This window comes from Enterococcus sp. DIV0358, assembly GCF_051713465.1.
GTDB lineage: Bacteria > Bacillota > Bacilli > Lactobacillales > Enterococcaceae > Enterococcus > Enterococcus faecalis.
This window is the reverse complement of record NZ_JBIOPX010000001.1, coordinates 893,814-909,772: the sequence shown is the minus strand read 5'-3', so window position 1 is coordinate 909,772 and position 15,959 is coordinate 893,814. Positions and strand designations below refer to the sequence as shown.

Annotated in this window: 15 protein-coding genes and 1 tRNA gene; 3 read left to right on the top strand and 13 right to left on the bottom strand. The window is 37.4% G+C overall.

Features of this window, described 5'->3' with window-relative positions:
* Positions 1-5: 5 nt before the first annotated feature.
* Both IGK70_RS04535 and IGK70_RS04530 read right to left on the bottom strand, forming a co-directional pair.
* Positions 6-1,061 (bottom strand): endonuclease, encoded by a 1,056-nt coding sequence (locus tag IGK70_RS04535; RefSeq protein WP_104855474.1) that lies wholly within the window; start codon positions 1,059-1,061, stop codon positions 6-8.
* Between the two features lie 22 nt (positions 1,062-1,083).
* Positions 1,084-1,668 (bottom strand): hypothetical protein, encoded by a 585-nt coding sequence (locus tag IGK70_RS04530; RefSeq protein ID WP_104874129.1) that lies wholly within the window; start codon positions 1,666-1,668, stop codon positions 1,084-1,086.
* A 176-nt stretch (positions 1,669-1,844) separates the two neighbouring features.
* On the opposite strand from IGK70_RS04530, the gene IGK70_RS04525 reads away from it, so the two are divergent.
* On the top strand, positions 1,845-2,579 hold the full coding sequence (locus IGK70_RS04525; protein WP_002376208.1) for an alpha/beta fold hydrolase: 735 nt from the start codon (positions 1,845-1,847) through the stop codon (positions 2,577-2,579).
* Positions 2,576-5,107: a bifunctional lysylphosphatidylglycerol flippase/synthetase MprF gene (mprF, locus tag IGK70_RS04520; RefSeq protein ID WP_104855476.1), complete on the top strand. Its 2,532-nt coding sequence runs from the start codon at positions 2,576-2,578 to the stop codon at positions 5,105-5,107. Before IGK70_RS04525 ends, mprF begins: the two co-directional genes overlap by 4 nt.
* 70 nt (positions 5,108-5,177) lie before the next feature.
* Here mprF and IGK70_RS04515 read toward each other — a convergent pair whose 3' ends face one another.
* Together IGK70_RS04515 and IGK70_RS04510 are read right to left on the bottom strand one after the other, a co-directional pair.
* Positions 5,178-5,990, bottom strand: coding sequence for a pyruvate, water dikinase regulatory protein (locus IGK70_RS04515; RefSeq protein ID WP_002355927.1), 813 nt, complete (start codon positions 5,988-5,990; stop codon positions 5,178-5,180).
* A 12-nt stretch (positions 5,991-6,002) separates the two neighbouring features.
* Positions 6,003-6,632, bottom strand: coding sequence for a helix-turn-helix transcriptional regulator (locus IGK70_RS04510; protein WP_002355926.1), 630 nt, complete (start codon positions 6,630-6,632; stop codon positions 6,003-6,005).
* Positions 6,633-6,801: 169 nt separating this feature from the next.
* Here IGK70_RS04510 and ppdK point away from each other — a divergent pair, with 169 nt between their 5' ends.
* Positions 6,802-9,447 carry a pyruvate, phosphate dikinase gene (gene ppdK / locus IGK70_RS04505; protein ID WP_002358905.1) on the top strand — a complete coding sequence of 882 codons (2,646 nt, stop codon included), beginning with the start codon at positions 6,802-6,804 and terminating at the stop codon, positions 9,445-9,447.
* A gap of 113 nt (positions 9,448-9,560) precedes the next feature.
* Here the strand turns inward: ppdK and IGK70_RS04500 are convergent, their stop codons facing one another.
* The 9 genes from IGK70_RS04500 to IGK70_RS04460 all read right to left on the bottom strand — a co-directional run bounded on the left by IGK70_RS04500 (position 9,561) and on the right by IGK70_RS04460 (position 15,948).
* Positions 9,561-9,893: a putative quinol monooxygenase gene (locus tag IGK70_RS04500; protein ID WP_002358903.1), complete on the bottom strand. Its 333-nt coding sequence runs from the start codon at positions 9,891-9,893 to the stop codon at positions 9,561-9,563.
* Positions 9,894-9,926: 33 nt separating this feature from the next.
* A tRNA-Arg gene (locus tag IGK70_RS04495) sits at positions 9,927-10,000 on the bottom strand.
* Positions 10,001-10,320: 320 nt separating this feature from the next.
* Entirely contained in the window at positions 10,321-11,514 is a 1,194-nt protein-coding gene (locus IGK70_RS04490; protein WP_002355922.1) for a GNAT family N-acetyltransferase, read from the bottom strand.
* Positions 11,515-11,571: 57 nt separating this feature from the next.
* Positions 11,572-12,966: a glycoside hydrolase family 1 protein gene (locus IGK70_RS04485; RefSeq protein WP_438775186.1), complete on the bottom strand. Its 1,395-nt coding sequence runs from the start codon at positions 12,964-12,966 to the stop codon at positions 11,572-11,574.
* An 83-nt stretch (positions 12,967-13,049) separates the two neighbouring features.
* Complete coding sequence (locus tag IGK70_RS04480) at positions 13,050-14,327, bottom strand: PTS sugar transporter subunit IIC (RefSeq protein WP_002355920.1); 1,278 nt, start codon at positions 14,325-14,327, stop codon at positions 13,050-13,052.
* Between the two features lie 65 nt (positions 14,328-14,392).
* Entirely contained in the window at positions 14,393-14,713 is a 321-nt protein-coding gene (locus IGK70_RS04475) for a PTS lactose/cellobiose transporter subunit IIA (RefSeq protein ID WP_002355919.1), read from the bottom strand.
* Between the two features lie 22 nt (positions 14,714-14,735).
* Positions 14,736-15,062, bottom strand: a complete 327-nt coding sequence (locus IGK70_RS04470; RefSeq protein ID WP_002355918.1) for a PTS sugar transporter subunit IIB — start codon at positions 15,060-15,062, stop codon at positions 14,736-14,738.
* Between the two features lie 275 nt (positions 15,063-15,337).
* Positions 15,338-15,748, bottom strand: a complete 411-nt coding sequence (locus IGK70_RS04465; RefSeq protein WP_002355917.1) for a DUF3284 domain-containing protein — start codon at positions 15,746-15,748, stop codon at positions 15,338-15,340.
* Positions 15,748-15,948, bottom strand: coding sequence for a DUF3188 domain-containing protein (locus IGK70_RS04460; protein WP_002355916.1), 201 nt, complete (start codon positions 15,946-15,948; stop codon positions 15,748-15,750). Before IGK70_RS04460 ends, IGK70_RS04465 begins: the two co-directional genes overlap by 1 nt.
* Positions 15,949-15,959: the final 11 nt, after the last annotated feature.

Below are 15,959 nucleotides of genomic sequence, written 5' to 3'. Positions count from 1 at the left end.
TTTTTCTATTTCAACCCAACTTCCATCTTCACAGGTTGGTGATCTGTATATTTAAATTGTTCATCCTTTGTTTTCACGCTATGAACAGCCACATTATCAGAAACAATAAAACCATCAATTACATACACTTGGGATGTTTCATAAGAGCCAGTGTATGGCTTATTAAGCACCCGCACAGTCGGCTGTTGATCATCATAAGCAAGTGAAAAATGTTTAGGTAAGTCTGCTGGATCAATTTCTCCTGGTGCCCAACCAGCTTCCCCTAGGTCAGGATATCGATGACTGCCTTTGAAAACTTGATTAAAGTCACCTCCAGCAATTACATAGTTTCCTTTAGCGTATTCTTGGGATAATACGTCAGCTAACTTTTTGCTTTGAGCAATCTTCCCTTCCCCATTGTCATAGGCTTCCAAATGTAAGTTAAAAACCACTAATTCTTTGTCTGTGCCTTTAATTGGAAAGCGCGTTTCTAGAAGCGCTCGTTTTAAGTTACTAATGCTAACGGGCCAACGAAAGGGATTGGGTAAAGCAATGCGTTTGGCCTCTGTTATTTTTTCATTTGATAATGTTAATAAACCACTTTCTACTCGTCCAATCGGCGGCCAAGGAAAGGGCACATAATCTACCTTAAAATTATAAGCAAATGCGCTGTTCAGCTGTAGCTGTTTTTGTAATTCTTCCTCTTGATTGACTTCATAAGAACGTTGCGAGCGACGATCGACTTCTTGGAATAAGTAAATCATCGCTGGTAAATCTTTCAAGGTTTCTTCAATGCCTGTTAAATTCTGTTGAACCATTGCCTTATTAACTGGTTGGACAGTTTTGCCACCGTCCATAAAAAAATCTTCTGTTTGTCCTAGGCCGGCATAGCCAATGTTATACGTGACTAAAGAAATGGATTGCTTTTTTTCGATGGTTTGCTCTGAAAATTGTTTATTTATAGCAACTGGTTCAACCGCTCGTGGTCGAAACTCTCGGAAGGTTAAATATCCTATCAAAATTAAAGCTATGCTTAAAAGAAGGACCATCAAGCTACCGAGATATTTAAAAAAATTTTTCATTGATTCCGATGTTCCTTTCACATTATGTCAAACCAAAAGTAGCAATTATCTTCGTTGCTACTTCTTCTGGTGTCATGTTTGAATTATTTATTTTCGTTATTTTTACATTTGGAAATGTACTTTCTAGTTCACCTTCGTGGCTTACTAACCGATGTTCTTTGAAGGTATTGAGTAATTCTTTTCGAGAAAAGTCGACATCGCGTTTTGAAGGTTTTGCCTCTAGCCGCTCTGGATGAACATTCCGTTCTAGACGGATTGCTGTTGAAGAGACGAGTTCGACGAAATAAACGGACTCATGTTTACTAAGAAAAATTTCTGATATTTCTTCTAAAAATTGAAAATCCTGTTCTTGATCAAAAGCAATCACCACTGTAAAAATAATGTTTTTTGTTGTATTTGTGGCTGGATTTTCTACAAAGGCCTGAAAAAGTTCCTTTCTAACGGAATCAGACAATTGAAACGCACGTTCCGTATACCCAAGATAGTTTGCAAATAAGTCAATGGTTTGATGATTAAATAGTAATTTAGCATCTAACTGCTTTTCTAAAGCCTTGCCAACGGTCATTTTCCCGACAGCTTGGGCACCAATTAAAACGATTAAAGACATCAACTTTCCCTCCTCTAGCCTAATTTTTAGGTGGCTATCTTCTACTATATCACACTATATTACAACACCTTACAAAACTGTTCGGAAAATTTTCTGTTTTTTATTACAAAAAAAAGACAAAAGACTCTATAATGAGAGAGGACTCGATTGATTATAGATGAGATAGGTGACGGAGAATGGCAATAGAAAAATATTTTGAAACAATAGATGGCAGTCAAATTTTTTATCAAATTTTTGGCAAAGAAACAAATTATCCCCTTGTGTTACTTCATGGTAATGGCAATGATCATACTTTTTTTAATTATCAAATTTCTTATTTCTCCAAGGAGTATCAAGTTATTGCGGTGGATACCCGCGGACATGGCCGTTCCACCAATACACAAAGTCAATTAACTTTTCCGCTTTTGGCAGAAGATTTAGCTGGTATTATTCAACAAGAACACTTAACAAAAATTAATTTATTGGGCTTTAGTGACGGAGCAAATATTGCCATGGTTTTTACCCATTTATATCCTGATTTCGTCAACAAACTCGTCTTAAATTCTGGAAATGTCACCATGTCTGGTCTGAAAAAATATGTAACGATTGCCACTTATTTTCAATATTGGTTTTGTCGTATTGGCGCCTTTTTTTCAAAAAAATTGCGCGCACGGCTCCCTATCGTGGCTCTGTTATTTGAAGATACTGGACTGACAAAACAAGATTTAGAACACATCCCCTGTCCTACTCTTGTTATTACTGGCAGTCGAGATTTAATTGCGCTTTCCCATTCACGGGCGATTGCTGATGCCATTCCTGCTGGCAAATTGGTCTTGGTAAATAAACAGGGTCATTTATTTGCCAAAAACTCACCAGATATTTTTAATAAAACAATCGAAAAATTCTTAAAGGAAATGAAGGTGTCTAAATGAAACAAATTATTCATTGGATCAAAACGCATACAGGATTACTAAAAACACTGTTTGTTATTGCGGTCTCAATTATTGTTGTTGCCCAACTTTTATCAATTGGTAAAACGATCTCATTTGAACAGTTAAAACAGATTTTTGATGAGATTCCGCTATGGAAATTGTTATTGATGATGGTTATCGGTTTAGTTTCCGTTACTCCGATGCTAAATTATGACTTAACATTAAATCGCATTTTAAACTTGAAAGTCTCAAAACGGGAACTCCTTGAATCTAGCTGGATTGTCAATACCATCAATAATATTGGTGGATTCGGTGGTTTGGTCAGCATGGGACTTCGTTCTGAATTTTATGGAAATAAAACAGAGGAAAAGAAAATTTTACCTGCGTTAACCCATATTTTACTTTTTGTGTTATCCGGTCTATCTATTTATAGTATTCTTTGCTTTTTCCTTGTTCAGTTTGACCCAAAGATGGCTTATTTACAGCAATATTGGATTTGGTTATTAGGTGGCGGTCTTTATTTCCCGTTACTTTATCTTATTTTACATTTCCAAAAAAATAGTTCCTTTGGTAACCTCGATGCAAAAAATCGCTTATCTTTAGTTGTTTCTTCGTTTTTAGAATGGACAGGTGTTTTAATTACCTTTATCAGTATTGGTTACTTATTAGATGTACCGATTCCTTTAATTGATATTGTTCCTTTATATGTAGCAGCTTCGATTATTGGGATTGCTTCGATGATTCCAGGGGCTTTAGGTAGTTTTGATGTCATGATGATTCTAGGACTGAGCAATTTAGGTGTCGATCGTGAAATTATTGTTTTGTGGTTATTGCTCTATCGTTTATTCTATTATATTATCCCTTTCTTAATTGGCTGTTTGTTCTTTACAAAACACTTAAGCCAAAAGTTGGATACTCACTATCGTCAATTGCTAAAACAAATTACTTTGGAAATTGCCCACAAGCTGGAAGTGGTTTTACTTTATTTTTCAGGAATTATGATGGTGCTCCTAGCCACTATTCCAGAAGCCTTCACTCAAGTGCATTGGTTAAGAGATATTAACCCCTTCCGTTCACATATTATTATTCAAATTCCGAGTATTGTTTTAGGCTTTGCATTATTAATTATGGGACGTGGGATTGCTGATCGTGTTAAAAGAGCCTATTATCCAACGATTATTTTATTAATTGGTGCTATCTTGTATTCATTTGTTGTTGACTTTAGTATGTTTTCCATTTTCTATTTAGCTATTTTATTATTTATCGTTATTTTTTCAAAATCAGAATTGTACCGTGAACAACTGGTTTACTCTTGGGAGTGGATGACGATTGATGGGTTTATCTTTGGCTTGTTGACTTTGTTATACCTGGTAATTGGTGTTTATAATTTACCGAACTTCCCACACCATCGTCATCATTTTGTGGAATTTTTCTTGTTCCCTTCCGAACGGATCTGGTTGTCAGGATTTATCGCTATCCTCTTAGTTATGAGTTTTAACTTTCTATTTGTTCGCTACCTCCAAGGGAAAAAACACCAAGTGGGTGAGTTTCCAGAAGATAGTATCTTGCATAATATCTTAACAACTTATAGCGGGAATATTGACAGTGAACTTGTCTTTCTTCATGATAAACAGGTTTTCTTATATCCCAAAGAAGAACCGACTGTCTTTTTACAATTCAACACCATTAATAATAAATGCGTTGTGATGGGCAACCCTTCTGGGAACAAAGAAGATTTTCCTGCGGCGATTGATGCATTCCTTAAAGAAACAGATCGTTTCGGCTATGTACCCGTCTTTTACGAAACAAATGAGGACAGCGTGATGTTACTACACGAATACGGCTACGAATTTATCAAAATGGGCGAAGAGGCCTTAGTTAATCTAGAAACATTTACGATGTCTGGGAAAAAATTCAAAGGTACCCGCGCAGTGTTTAATAAAATTACCAAAGCCGGCTATTCATTTGACGTACTCCAACCTCCTTTTAGTGCCGAACAAATGCACGAATTAAAAGCTATTTCGGATAGTTGGTTAGACAATCGAAAAGAAAAAGGCTTTTCACTAGGATTTTTCGATGAAGCGTATCTTCAAAGAAACCCAATTGCTGTTGTCCGAAATGCTGAAGGAGAAATGGTCTCTTTCGCTAATATCATTCCTAGTTACACAAATGAAGTTGGTACCATCGACTTGATGCGTCACCATAAAGAAAAAGCCCCTTCTGGAAGTATGGATTTCCTATTTATTCATTTATTTGAATATATGAAAACAGAAAATATTCATTATTTCAATTTAGGGATGGCTCCGTTAGCCAACGTTGGTCAATCAAGAAAAAGTTTTATTCAAGAACGGATTGCTGCGTTAATTTATGAATTTGGTTCAGAAATCTACTCCTTCCAAGGATTACGCGAATACAAGGAAAAATTTGCTAGCAAATGGCAACCCCGCTATACACTTTATTCTAAAAGTAGTTGGATTGTCTACGTGATGATCGCTTTACTCATTGTCGATCAAAAAAATATTGACTAACAAAAAGAAGCCCAATTAAGTATAAAAAGCTTGGCAACTTCACTGAAATTTAGTGAGGTTGCCAAGCTTTTTAATTTCTTTCATCTAGTTTTTCTTTAATTAAAAAGGCTGTTTCTTCGACAGATTTTGCGGTTACATCAATCACTGGGATGCCATACTTCGCAAAAATTTCTTCAGCATAAGCTAATTCTTGTTCAATCCGTTCAACATTGGTATAACTGGTCTCATTACCTAAACCTAAGGAAGCCAACCGACTGCTACGAATCTGTCCTAATGTTTCTGGCGAACAAACTAAACCAATCATTTTTTGTGGATCCATTTCTTCCAAAATTGGCGGCAATGGAACTTCTGGAATTAATGGTAAGTTAGAAACGCGGTAGCCTTGATTTGCTAAATACATACTGACTGGCGTTTTTGAGGTCCGCGAAACGCCTAACAACAATATATCAGAATCAAGAAACCCTTGAGGATTTTTGCCATCATCATATTTTACAGCAAATTCAATCGCTGAGATTTTATCAAAGTAAGCACGATCTAGTTGGTGGCGTCGTCCAGGCTCTTCAATAGGATCTACTCCGGCTTTCGCTTGAATTAATTCAAAAAATGGCGCCATTAAATCTAAATATAACAACCCTGTTCGTTCACTAAATTCTTTCGCCGCTGTGATTAGTTGTTTACTGACTAATGTACTGACAACTAAGGCTTTATCTTTTAAGGCATCTTTTAAAATCTCCAATAATTCTTCTTCTGTTGTGACAAAAGAAAAATTGTATCGATTAAGAAAAGAAATATCTGGATATTGTGCGCTTGCTGCAGCTAACAATTTTTGTGATGTTTCTCCAAGTGAATCGGAAATAGTATAAACAATGATCTCTTTTTTCATAATTAAGCTCCCTTATCTATTTTGTGCGGCTTCTTTCGCTTGTTGCGTAATATAGGTTAAAATTTTCGTTTTCGTAATTTTTCCAATAACTTTTTTAGGATTTTCTTTTTCAACGACTGGCAAAGAATCCACTTCGTATTTTTGCAAAGTGTCAGCAGCTTCAAGAATAGTAAATTCTGGTGTGCAGGTTTTCACATGTGGCACTCTTGTCATACAAACAGCAACAGGTGTGCCATCAATATTTGTATTTAAAGAGGCCCGTAATAAATCTTTTCGTGACAAAACCCCTAATAATTCTTTTGCTTCATCCATGACATAAAGAGAACCGACATCATACATAAATAAGTTGGTAATCGCATCTCGAATTGAGGTGTCTTGGGCAACCATCAATGGTGGACTCATGATCTCCTGAACTTTTGTTTGAAAAACATCAAAAAAGAAAAAAGCCTCCATATTATCACTTTCGTAAGTATACCCAACTTTCGGACTTGCTTTTAAAATTCCTGAAAGTGTTAAAAAAGACAAATCAGAACGCAATGTCGCACGTGAAACGGCTAGTATGTCCGAAATGCGTTCACCACTAACTGGCTGATGCTCTTTTACAACAGCGATAATTTGCTCTTGTCGTTTACTTAATTTCATCATTTCCTCCTCAATTCCTCTTAAACAAATTGTGCATTCGCTTACAATTATACACATATTTATTGTTTTTTCAACATATTGACAAGAATTTTTTTCTATTGACAAACTTATTCCTGTCTATTATGATGTTTATTGAACATATAAGACACATATTAAACGGAGGTCACGCATGAAAAAGTTTATTTATTCTTTTAACGAAACACACAATGAAGGTAAAGAGACTCTTGGTGGTAAAGGGGCAAACTTGGCAGAAATGACACGCTTAGGTTTGCCGATTCCGCAAGGATTCACGATTACAACCCGTTGCTGTATGGACTATTTGGCAGATGCTACTTTCTTTGAAGAACACTTACAATCAGAAATTTTGAAAGCGGTTAAAAACCTAGAAACTGAAACAGGCAAATCTTTTACCGCGGACAATGAGATTCTCTTAGTTTCTGTTCGCAGCGGTGCTGCCTTCTCGATGCCTGGTATGATGGATACTATTTTAAATTTAGGTTTAAATGATCAACGTGTGAAAAAATTTGCGACCTTAACCTCTCCTGGTTTTGCTTTTGATTGTTATCGCCGACTTATTCAAATGTTTGGAGACGTCGTCTATCACATTCCCAAAGAATTATTTGACCAACAAAAAGAGCGCTTGGAACAAGAGCTAAACAAAAAAATTACCGCTTTTCAAGAAGCAGATCATTTCGCCTTGATTGTCCGCTACCAAGAAGTTTTCGAACAATATCATGTGGTCTTCCCACAAGACCCTGTCGCACAACTTTTTGAAGCAATCAAAGCTGTTTTTGATTCATGGAATAATCAACGTGCGGTGGTTTATCGAAACTTACATCATATTGCACATGATTTAGGTACAGCTGTCAACATTCAAGAAATGGTTTTCGGCAATCGTGGACTAGACAGTGGCACTGGCGTTGTCTTTACTAGAAATCCGGTCACAGGGGAAAATCAACTGTTTGGAGAGTTTCTTTTGAACGCGCAAGGAGAAGATGTAGTGGCTGGTATTCGGACGCCAGAACCCATTCGTCGTTTACGTTTGACTATGCCAAAAGTTTATCAAGATTTTCGCCATTACGCAGAACTTTTAGAATATCATTATCGTGACATGCAAGATATTGAATTTACCATTGAAAATGAAAAATTATATATTTTACAAACAAGAAACGGGAAACGAACCGCCGCAGCTACGGTTAAAATTGCTTTAGACTTAGCCAAAGAAAATCGCATTACTAAACAAGAAGCACTGTTGCGTGTGACACCTGATACGATTGATCAATTAATTCATCCCGTGTTTGATCAAGAGAAACGACAACACATGGAACGTTTAGCTATGGGACTTCCTGCTAGTCCTGGTGCAGCAAGTGGCCAAATTGTTTTTACAGCAGAAAAAGCCAAAGAACTGACCAATCTAGGAAAGAAAGTCATTCTTGTTCGTCAAGAAACTTCACCAGAAGATATTGAAGGCATGGTTGTAAGCGAAGCAATCGTGACCAGTCGTGGCGGAATGACTTCTCATGCCGCTGTGGTCGCACGAGGAATGGGAACTTGCTGTGTGACTGGTTGTGAAAGTTTAACCGTCAATGAAGAAGCCAAACAACTACACTGCGGGCCACAGGTCATCTTAGAAGGAACAATCATTTCCGTCGATGGCTCAACGGGGGAAATTTATCTTGGCGAAATTCCTACAATTTCTGCTGATAATAACGATGACCTTCAAGAGCTCTTGTCTTGGGCAGATGCATATGCTGATTTAACTGTTCGTGCCAATGCAGAAACTACACAAGATTTAGAGACTGCTATCCGTTTTGGCGCAGCGGGGATTGGTTTAGCGCGAACAGAGCATATGTTTTTCGGTGAAGAGCGTGTCTTGGAAATGCGTCGCCTGATTTTAGCAGAGTCTGAAAAGGAAGCAACCTATGCGTTGGAGCAACTTCTTCATTTTCAACAGGAAGACTTTTATCAAATGCTGAAAGTAGTTCAAGACAAACCCATGGTGGTCCGCTTGTTAGATCCGCCGATGCATGAGTTTTTACCTCATGAAAAGAATGATATTCAATTATTGGCGAAGCAACTACAACGGTTCCCGGTGACCATCGCCAAACAAATTGAACGGTTACAAGAAACCAATCCAATGTTGGGCCATCGTGGTTGTCGCTTAGGTGTGACCCAACCACAAATATACAAAATGCAAGTTACAGCCTTATTTACTAGTGCCATTCGATTAGTCAAAGAAGGAATTACTGTTTATCCAGAAGTGATGATTCCTCTAATCGCCGAAAAAGAAGAACTTCTCTATCTCAAACGCATTTTAAAAGAAACGATTGACGGTCTCTTTGAAGAACATAAAATGACTCCTTTCCCTTACGAAATCGGGACAATGATTGAACTACCTAGAGCTTGTCTGATTGCGGATCAGTTAGCAGAAGAAGCAGACTTTTTCAGCTTTGGAACAAATGATTTAACACAAATGACCTATGGTTTTTCTCGTGATGATATCGGTAAATTCATTAATACGTATCGGGAAAAGAAAATCATTACCCAAGATCCGTTTCAATCACTAGATCAAACAGGTGTTGGTCAACTGATTCAATTAGCTGTAGAGAAAGCGCGTCGTACTAAACCAAACATGAGTATCGGCGTATGTGGAGAAGTCGGTGGTGATCCGCAATCCATCACATTTTTCCAAACACTTGGCCTAAACTACATCTCTTGCTCACCTTATCGGGTACCTATTGCGAAACTCGCAGCTGCCCAAGCCAAAATTTTAACCGAACCGGCTGTGACTGAAGAACAAATGGTCCTTCTTTAATTTAACGTGTGTAACAAATGATTCATCCTTACAAGATAAAAAGTGCTAGGAACATCAGTCGAAACGCTTGATGTTCCTAGCACTAAATTTTAAGATCAATGATTGTACTCTGGTTATTTTCTTATAAACGCAGCATCTTTTGTCAAGGGGTCTGTTACATCTGATACATATCTTTCTACTTTCATATGCAAATCATATTTTTCTCTAAGTTCCGTAATACGGGTCATCATTGGAGAAGCGTGGTGTTTGTCTAATGCTTCCTGATCTGTCCAACTATCAATCAGCAGAACTGTTTCTTCATCGTCCATTGGAAAAAAGTATTCATAGCGACTATTCCCTTTTTCTGCACGGATTGCCTCTACAATTCCGCTGGCAATCATTTCTTTGGCAAATTCTCTTGCACGTCCATTTGTCCCACTATAATAAATATTTATAGTAATCGCCATCTGTCTTCCCCCCTAAATTTGCTTGCCTTTTTACGTTCCCGACTGGAATTGAACCAGCGACCTACCGCTTAGGAGGCGGTTGCTCTATCCTACTGAGCTACGAGAACAATCTGTTTTAATTTTAGAAGTCTTCACTACATCTGTCAATAGACAAAAAGAAAGTATCCTGCATAAATAATTATGCGAGATACTTTCTTTCAGTGAAACACGTCGTTCGTTTATCTATTATTTTTTTTGCCGCCGATCAAGAATCATTTTTCCTAAATAATAAAGTCCTGTCGCAATAGCTATATATTGCCCAATTTTATTATTGCGTGCAACTTTTTCTTGTTTCGTTTTCGCCATTGTCCCCATCACCTTTCTAAAATAATTCTTTTTACATTTTTATTATAGTAGGTTCTGTCATTTTTTGCGAATAAACACACTTTTAAAAATAATCTTCTAAAATTGGCATGCCTTTGACTAAACGTTGGCCTAAACGTTGAGCTGTCGTTGCGTCTCCTTGCAAGCGTTCATAAAAAGATAACGTCTCTGCTGAACGATAGCCCAAGAATAGTTGCGTCCACGTTTGGATATCTGCTTTCAAAGCAGCAGTCCCTTCTTTTTCCGCAGCACCTTTAGTCACTGTTGCTTTTCCTTGTTCGTCAATTGTGATTGTCCAAATGCCTTCATTCCATGGCCCATAGGAATCTTCAATCTCTAAAGAATACGTTTCTTTTTCTCCTGATTGAAATGGATACTTTTCCAGAAATGTTTGTAACTCAACGATTCGTGCCATCATGTAAGGTAAAATTTTTACAGAAGCTGCTGGCGTTGGCATTAAATCATTTAAATCTTTTCCAGCAAAACCATTAATCCAATGGAACGATTGAACGGAACCACTATGTGAGCCAATAAACCCAGCTAAAGCTTTAAAAGCTGTATTAGTTAAATAGTTCCATTCTACGATTTCAAAGGTGCCAGCAGCTATCCGATAAATCACATAGCCTTCTGCTTTCCCTTCTGACGAATAATAAATCGCTTGATTATTTGGTTTACTTGCACGATTCAGCGTATAATCCAGCCACCAAGTTTCACGGATCACACCACCAGAGTGCGCTCTTTGATTTTCAAGGTATACGTCTTTAATGACCTCTTTACCGTCAGCCCAAGAGACTCGTTTAATGGTACCCGGAACTCGTTTAACACGTGGCCAATCTTCCGTTTTAATTGTATACTCTGCTTGTTCAAATGTTTGTTCATAGCCATATTGACGATAAAATGGATATGAAAACGGTGCTAAGTAAGAAAGGGCAACCTTTTGTTTCGCTAAATCAGCCAACATTTCTTTCATAATAGCAGAGATGCCGCCTTCACCACGATATTCTGGATAAGAAGCCACATAGCCAATTCCAGCCATGGGATAGCGGACACCATGGAAATTCACTTGAAAAGGTGTCGCCATCACTTGACTTGTTAATTGCTCATCAATTAGGAAGCCATAGCTTTGCGTATGTGACAACAATTTTTCAAAACGTTCTTGGCGTTCCGCCGTGGGTTCCTGATTAAAAGCATAGATGACAAGATCAAACATCTCTTTCATTTCTTCTTTGCCCATTTTTTTGACTCTTTTAGTTGTCATTTTCTTTCCTCCTCGCACATTGTATCAATTCATTTTATCACAGAAACGGTTCTCTTTCTAAAAGCCGTTATTTGCTGTCATTTCTTTGAACCAACGACCGCTTTTCTTAATGGTCCGTTTCGCGTCATTATCTAAATCCACAGCGATGAAGCCATAACGATTTTTATAGGCATTGAGCCAAGACCAGTTATCCATACACGTCCACATATGATATCCTTGAACATTACTACCTTCTTGAATCGCTTGGTGCACCCATTTCAAGTGATCTTGCACGAATTCAATCCGATAATCATCTTCAATGACTCCTTGTTCATTGACAAAGCGTTCTTCTCCTTCTACGCCCATGCCATTTTCTGAAATGTAGCAGCGAATATTGCCATAATTTTCTTTTAAATTCATTAATGTATCATAAATACCTTTTTCGTAGATTTCCCAGCCACGGTAAGGATTCATTTTTTTGCCAGGCATATCGTAGACATCATAAAAATCTTCTGGAAGTAAGCCTTCTGGTCGTGTTTCAACAGGTGTTTCTTTTACTTTGGCACGACGTGGTTGATAGTAGTTTACTCCTAATAAGTCCACAGTATTTTCAGCAATTATTGCTAAATCTTCTGGCGTTGTTTCTGGCAATAAGTCATTTGCTTTCGCCCAAGCAACCATATCTTCTGGAAAATGACCTTTAACAGCCGGGTCTAAAAACGAACGGTTAAAGAAACCATCGACAAATTTAGCCGCATTTACATCGGCTTCGTTGTGCTCATCACGAGGATAAGTCGGCGTTAAGTTTAAAATAATGCCAATTTCACCTGATAAGTTCATAGAGTGATAGACGGCAATCGCTTTGGCACTAGCTAAAGCTTCATGATAGAGTACTTGAATCCCTTCTTTTAGATTCACTTTATCAGGATAATGCCAGCCATAGAGATAACCACCTTCAACTGGTACAATTGGTTCATTGTGCGTAAACCATTTTTTCACGCGATCGCCAAACAATTCAAAACAGGTTTTGGCAAAGTCAACATACAAATCAACCACTTCACGGCTTTCCCAACCGCCTTTTTCTTGAAGTACCATCGGCATATCAAAATGATACAAGTTCATAAAGGGCTCAATCCCTCGTTCTAATAAATCATCAATGACTTGATTATAAAAATCAACTGCTGTTTGATTGACTTTTCCTGTTGTAGGATCTGGAATTAAACGGCTCCATTGAATGGATGTTCGAAAAGAGTTATGTCCCGTTTCTTTCATTAACTGAATATCTTCTTGGTATTTTTTATAAAATTGTGAGGTCTTATCTGGACCGACTTGTTGAAAAAATTTTTCTGGCGCTTCTTGATACCAAAAATCCCAAATATTTTGACCTTTACCATCACCTTCAAAAACGCCTTCTGTTTGAGGACCGCTGGCTGCAGAACCCCACCAAAAATTTTCTGGAAATTGATATTTCATGTTATTTGCTCCTTTACGATTTAATCATTAAAAAAAGGATTGAACCCTCCGTAAGAGTCCGGACGATTCAATCCTTCGATTTTTTACTCAGCTGCTTCTGCGGCTGCTTCTTGTTTCAAGTATTGATCTGTTGCTACTTTTACGAAAGGCATGTAGATCAAAATAGAAATCAATAAGTTAACAGCTGCTAAAACTCCGCCGGCGATACTCTTCGTTGCTAAAAATCCGCCAATAATTGGTGGTGTTACCCAAGGTGGCATAAAGGTTGCAGCTGGTACTAAACCAGTTGCTGTCGCCACATACGCAACAGTTACAAGAACCATTGGGACTAAAATGAATGGGATAAACATGATTGGGTTTAAAACAATTGGTAAACCGAACATGACTGGTTCATTAATATTAAATAGTCCTGGTGCTAAACTTAAGTTTGTAATGACTTTGTATGGTTTGTTACGACGACCTACGATAAAGATAGCAATTAACAGACCTAATGTTGCTCCTGTTCCACCTAAGTTTACAAATGAATCAAAGAAAGGTTTGTTTACAATATAAGGAATTGCTTTACCTGCTTCTAAAGCTTTAATGTTCGCATCAATCGCTGGTACGTTGATTGTTTGCATTAATGGGTCAACCATGTTGGCACCATGTAAACCAAAGAACCATAAGAATGGTGTAATGAAAGCTAACAATAATGCTGATGGGTAGCTGTTTGCAAGTCCCATAAATGGTTGTTGAACTGCTTCATAGAATGAAATAACGATATTGTCAATTCCTAAAGCAAATAGAATTGATGTAATTAAACTAAATAAACTGATTGTAATCATTGCTGGTAATAATGCCGCAAATGATTTTGCTACTGCTGGTGGTACACCATCAGGCATTTTGATAACTAATTTAGGATTGCCAGATAAACGTTGGAATAGTTCTCCTGAAATAAGTGCAATAATCAAAGCAATAAATAATCCAGTTGCGCCCATGCCTTCTAAGCCGCCAACTGCGAAGAATGAAGCTACAGAAACTGTACCGGCTGCAATGCCGTCTTTTCCATAAGATTTAACTAAATTGTGTGCTACTAAAAAGGCTACTAAAACGGCAAAGATTGCGAATGTACCGTTCCAAATGTTACCACCAAAGCTTTTCCAAATTGGTGCATCGTTATACATCATTGGGAAAATTTTGTTTAAAAAGTCCTCATATCCTGGAATTGGAATATTATTAATTAATACCGCCAAAGCCCCTAAAATCATTAATGGCATCGTTACGACAAACGCGTCACGAATTGCTACCAAGTGCCGTTGCGCTGCGATTACTGACGCTTTCGGCATAAAGTGTTTCTCCATCCATTGAACAAATCCGTCCATTGTTATTCCTCCTAATTAACGCTTTCTCAAGCGCTTTTTTCTTATAAGACGCATTGACAACGAGATTACTCGTTATCAATACGGCGATAAAGATCGATAATTTCTTTTGCTAAATCTGTAAATGCAATCGCAGTCATTAAATGATCTTGACTGTGCACTGTTAACAATGTTACTTGCATGTTATTGCCTTTTGCTTCTTCTGTTAACATTCCTGTTTGCGAATGATGTGCATGTACAAGTGATTCTTCTGCATCTGCAATTTTTTTGTCTGCTAATTCAAAATCCCCCGATTTTGCTGCGGCAATCGCTTCCATTGCATCGCTTTTAGCATTTCCGCCATACATGATTAAACCCATGATTGCTTCTAAGTTCTGTTGTCCGTCCATTACCTCTACCCCATTTTCTGCTCTAGTTTGATGATCCCATTAATGAAATTGCTTGATCTAAAACTTTTTCGCCATTCATCATGCCATAGTCCGCCATGTTAATTACATCTAAAGGAATCCCTTTTGGTTGTAATTTTTGTTCAAATTGCCCTTTCATGAAACGAACTTGTGGGCCTAATAATAAAACATTTACCTCTTTATTTTCCAAGTTTGTATCTGCTTCAGAAGCCGATACTGCAAAGATGTCAGCTTCCATGCCACGATCTTCTGCTGCTTTTTGCATTTTTGTTACTAATAAACTTGTGCTCATTCCTGCGGAACAAACTAACATAATTGTTTTTTTTGCCATTTTCCTTCATCTCCTAAATTCTCTTTGTTTTGCTTTACACCTTTATATAAGCAAGAAGCGTGCCAAGTTTTAACACATTGAAAACATTGATATGACAACGTTTTTAGATATGGAAAGCGTGTACACACTAAAAATAAAACGATTACACACAGCTTTTTTGTGTGCGTTTCCAAAATAATAGGGCAACAAAAGAAAGTGAGCGATAAGCCGAAACGACTCATCGCTCACTTTCTAAAGCTGAAGAGAATCAACTGGACAAAAGCCGCTTTTTCCCTTTAAGCAGTTTCCATCATTTTAAGCATTTTATAAAACTGTTTCTTTTTAAAATAACTTAAAAAGATACCTAATACTGCGTCATTCAGTTTTTGTAACGCCCCATAAGAAACCATTGTTTCTGTATAACGCAGTTCACAGCTTTTTTCATCAATTGGCTGGAGCTCATACCGCACCGAGAAATCATTTTTAGTTGTGGATGTTCGAAATTGATAGGTCTTATTTTCTACAGCTTCTTCAATAACTATTTTCGCGCGACTATTTTTACTATATTCTTTGATATATTCAAACTTACGTAACTGCTTTCTTGTAAGAGTTTTGCCTGTTTGCTTACGGATATCAAAAATAACAGAATTCATTAATTGCGTGTAAAATTCATCTGCTGAAATAGTTAATGTTTTCGTAATTTCCATTACCGTTTCACCTCATCCTTTGTCGCCTCTTCTTCAGCAACTTTTTTTCCTTTAAAAAACAGGTAACCACCAAGTCCAATGAAAAAAATCCCCGTTGTCAGACTTAATAAATCATAGTTTAAGGAGCTGGGATTCAACGAATACAAAACAATCAAGAAGCCAATACTACATAAAAATAATCCATTTCTAATCATTTTCATCCATCCTATCT

Bases quoted from the DNA above. Each gene is read 5' to 3' on its own strand.
- IGK70_RS04470 (WP_002355918.1), bottom strand. From the start codon at position 15,062: ATGGCAAAAAAAACAATTATGTTAGTTTGTTCCGCAGGAATGAGCACA.
- IGK70_RS04460 (WP_002355916.1), bottom strand. From the start codon at position 15,948: ATGAAAATGATTAGAAATGGATTATTTTTATGTAGTATTGGCTTCTTG.
- IGK70_RS04490 (WP_002355922.1), bottom strand. From the start codon at position 11,514: ATGACAACTAAAAGAGTCAAAAAAATGGGCAAAGAAGAAATGAAAGAG.
- IGK70_RS04485 (WP_438775186.1), bottom strand. From the start codon at position 12,966: ATGAAATATCAATTTCCAGAAAATTTTTGGTGGGGTTCTGCAGCCAGC.
- ppdK (WP_002358905.1), top strand. From the start codon at position 6,802: ATGAAAAAGTTTATTTATTCTTTTAACGAAACACACAATGAAGGTAAA.
- IGK70_RS04500 (WP_002358903.1), bottom strand. From the start codon at position 9,893: ATGGCGATTACTATAAATATTTATTATAGTGGGACAAATGGACGTGCA.
- IGK70_RS04515 (WP_002355927.1), bottom strand. From the start codon at position 5,990: ATGAAAAAAGAGATCATTGTTTATACTATTTCCGATTCACTTGGAGAA.
- IGK70_RS04525 (WP_002376208.1), top strand. From the start codon at position 1,845: ATGGCAATAGAAAAATATTTTGAAACAATAGATGGCAGTCAAATTTTT.
- IGK70_RS04535 (WP_104855474.1), bottom strand. From the start codon at position 1,061: ATGAAAAATTTTTTTAAATATCTCGGTAGCTTGATGGTCCTTCTTTTA.
- mprF (WP_104855476.1), top strand. From the start codon at position 2,576: ATGAAACAAATTATTCATTGGATCAAAACGCATACAGGATTACTAAAA.
- IGK70_RS04475 (WP_002355919.1), bottom strand. From the start codon at position 14,713: ATGGACGGACAACAGAACTTAGAAGCAATCATGGGTTTAATCATGTAT.
- IGK70_RS04530 (WP_104874129.1), bottom strand. From the start codon at position 1,668: ATGTCTTTAATCGTTTTAATTGGTGCCCAAGCTGTCGGGAAAATGACC.
- IGK70_RS04465 (WP_002355917.1), bottom strand. From the start codon at position 15,748: ATGGAAATTACGAAAACATTAACTATTTCAGCAGATGAATTTTACACG.
- IGK70_RS04510 (WP_002355926.1), bottom strand. From the start codon at position 6,632: ATGAAATTAAGTAAACGACAAGAGCAAATTATCGCTGTTGTAAAAGAG.
- IGK70_RS04480 (WP_002355920.1), bottom strand. From the start codon at position 14,327: ATGGACGGATTTGTTCAATGGATGGAGAAACACTTTATGCCGAAAGCG.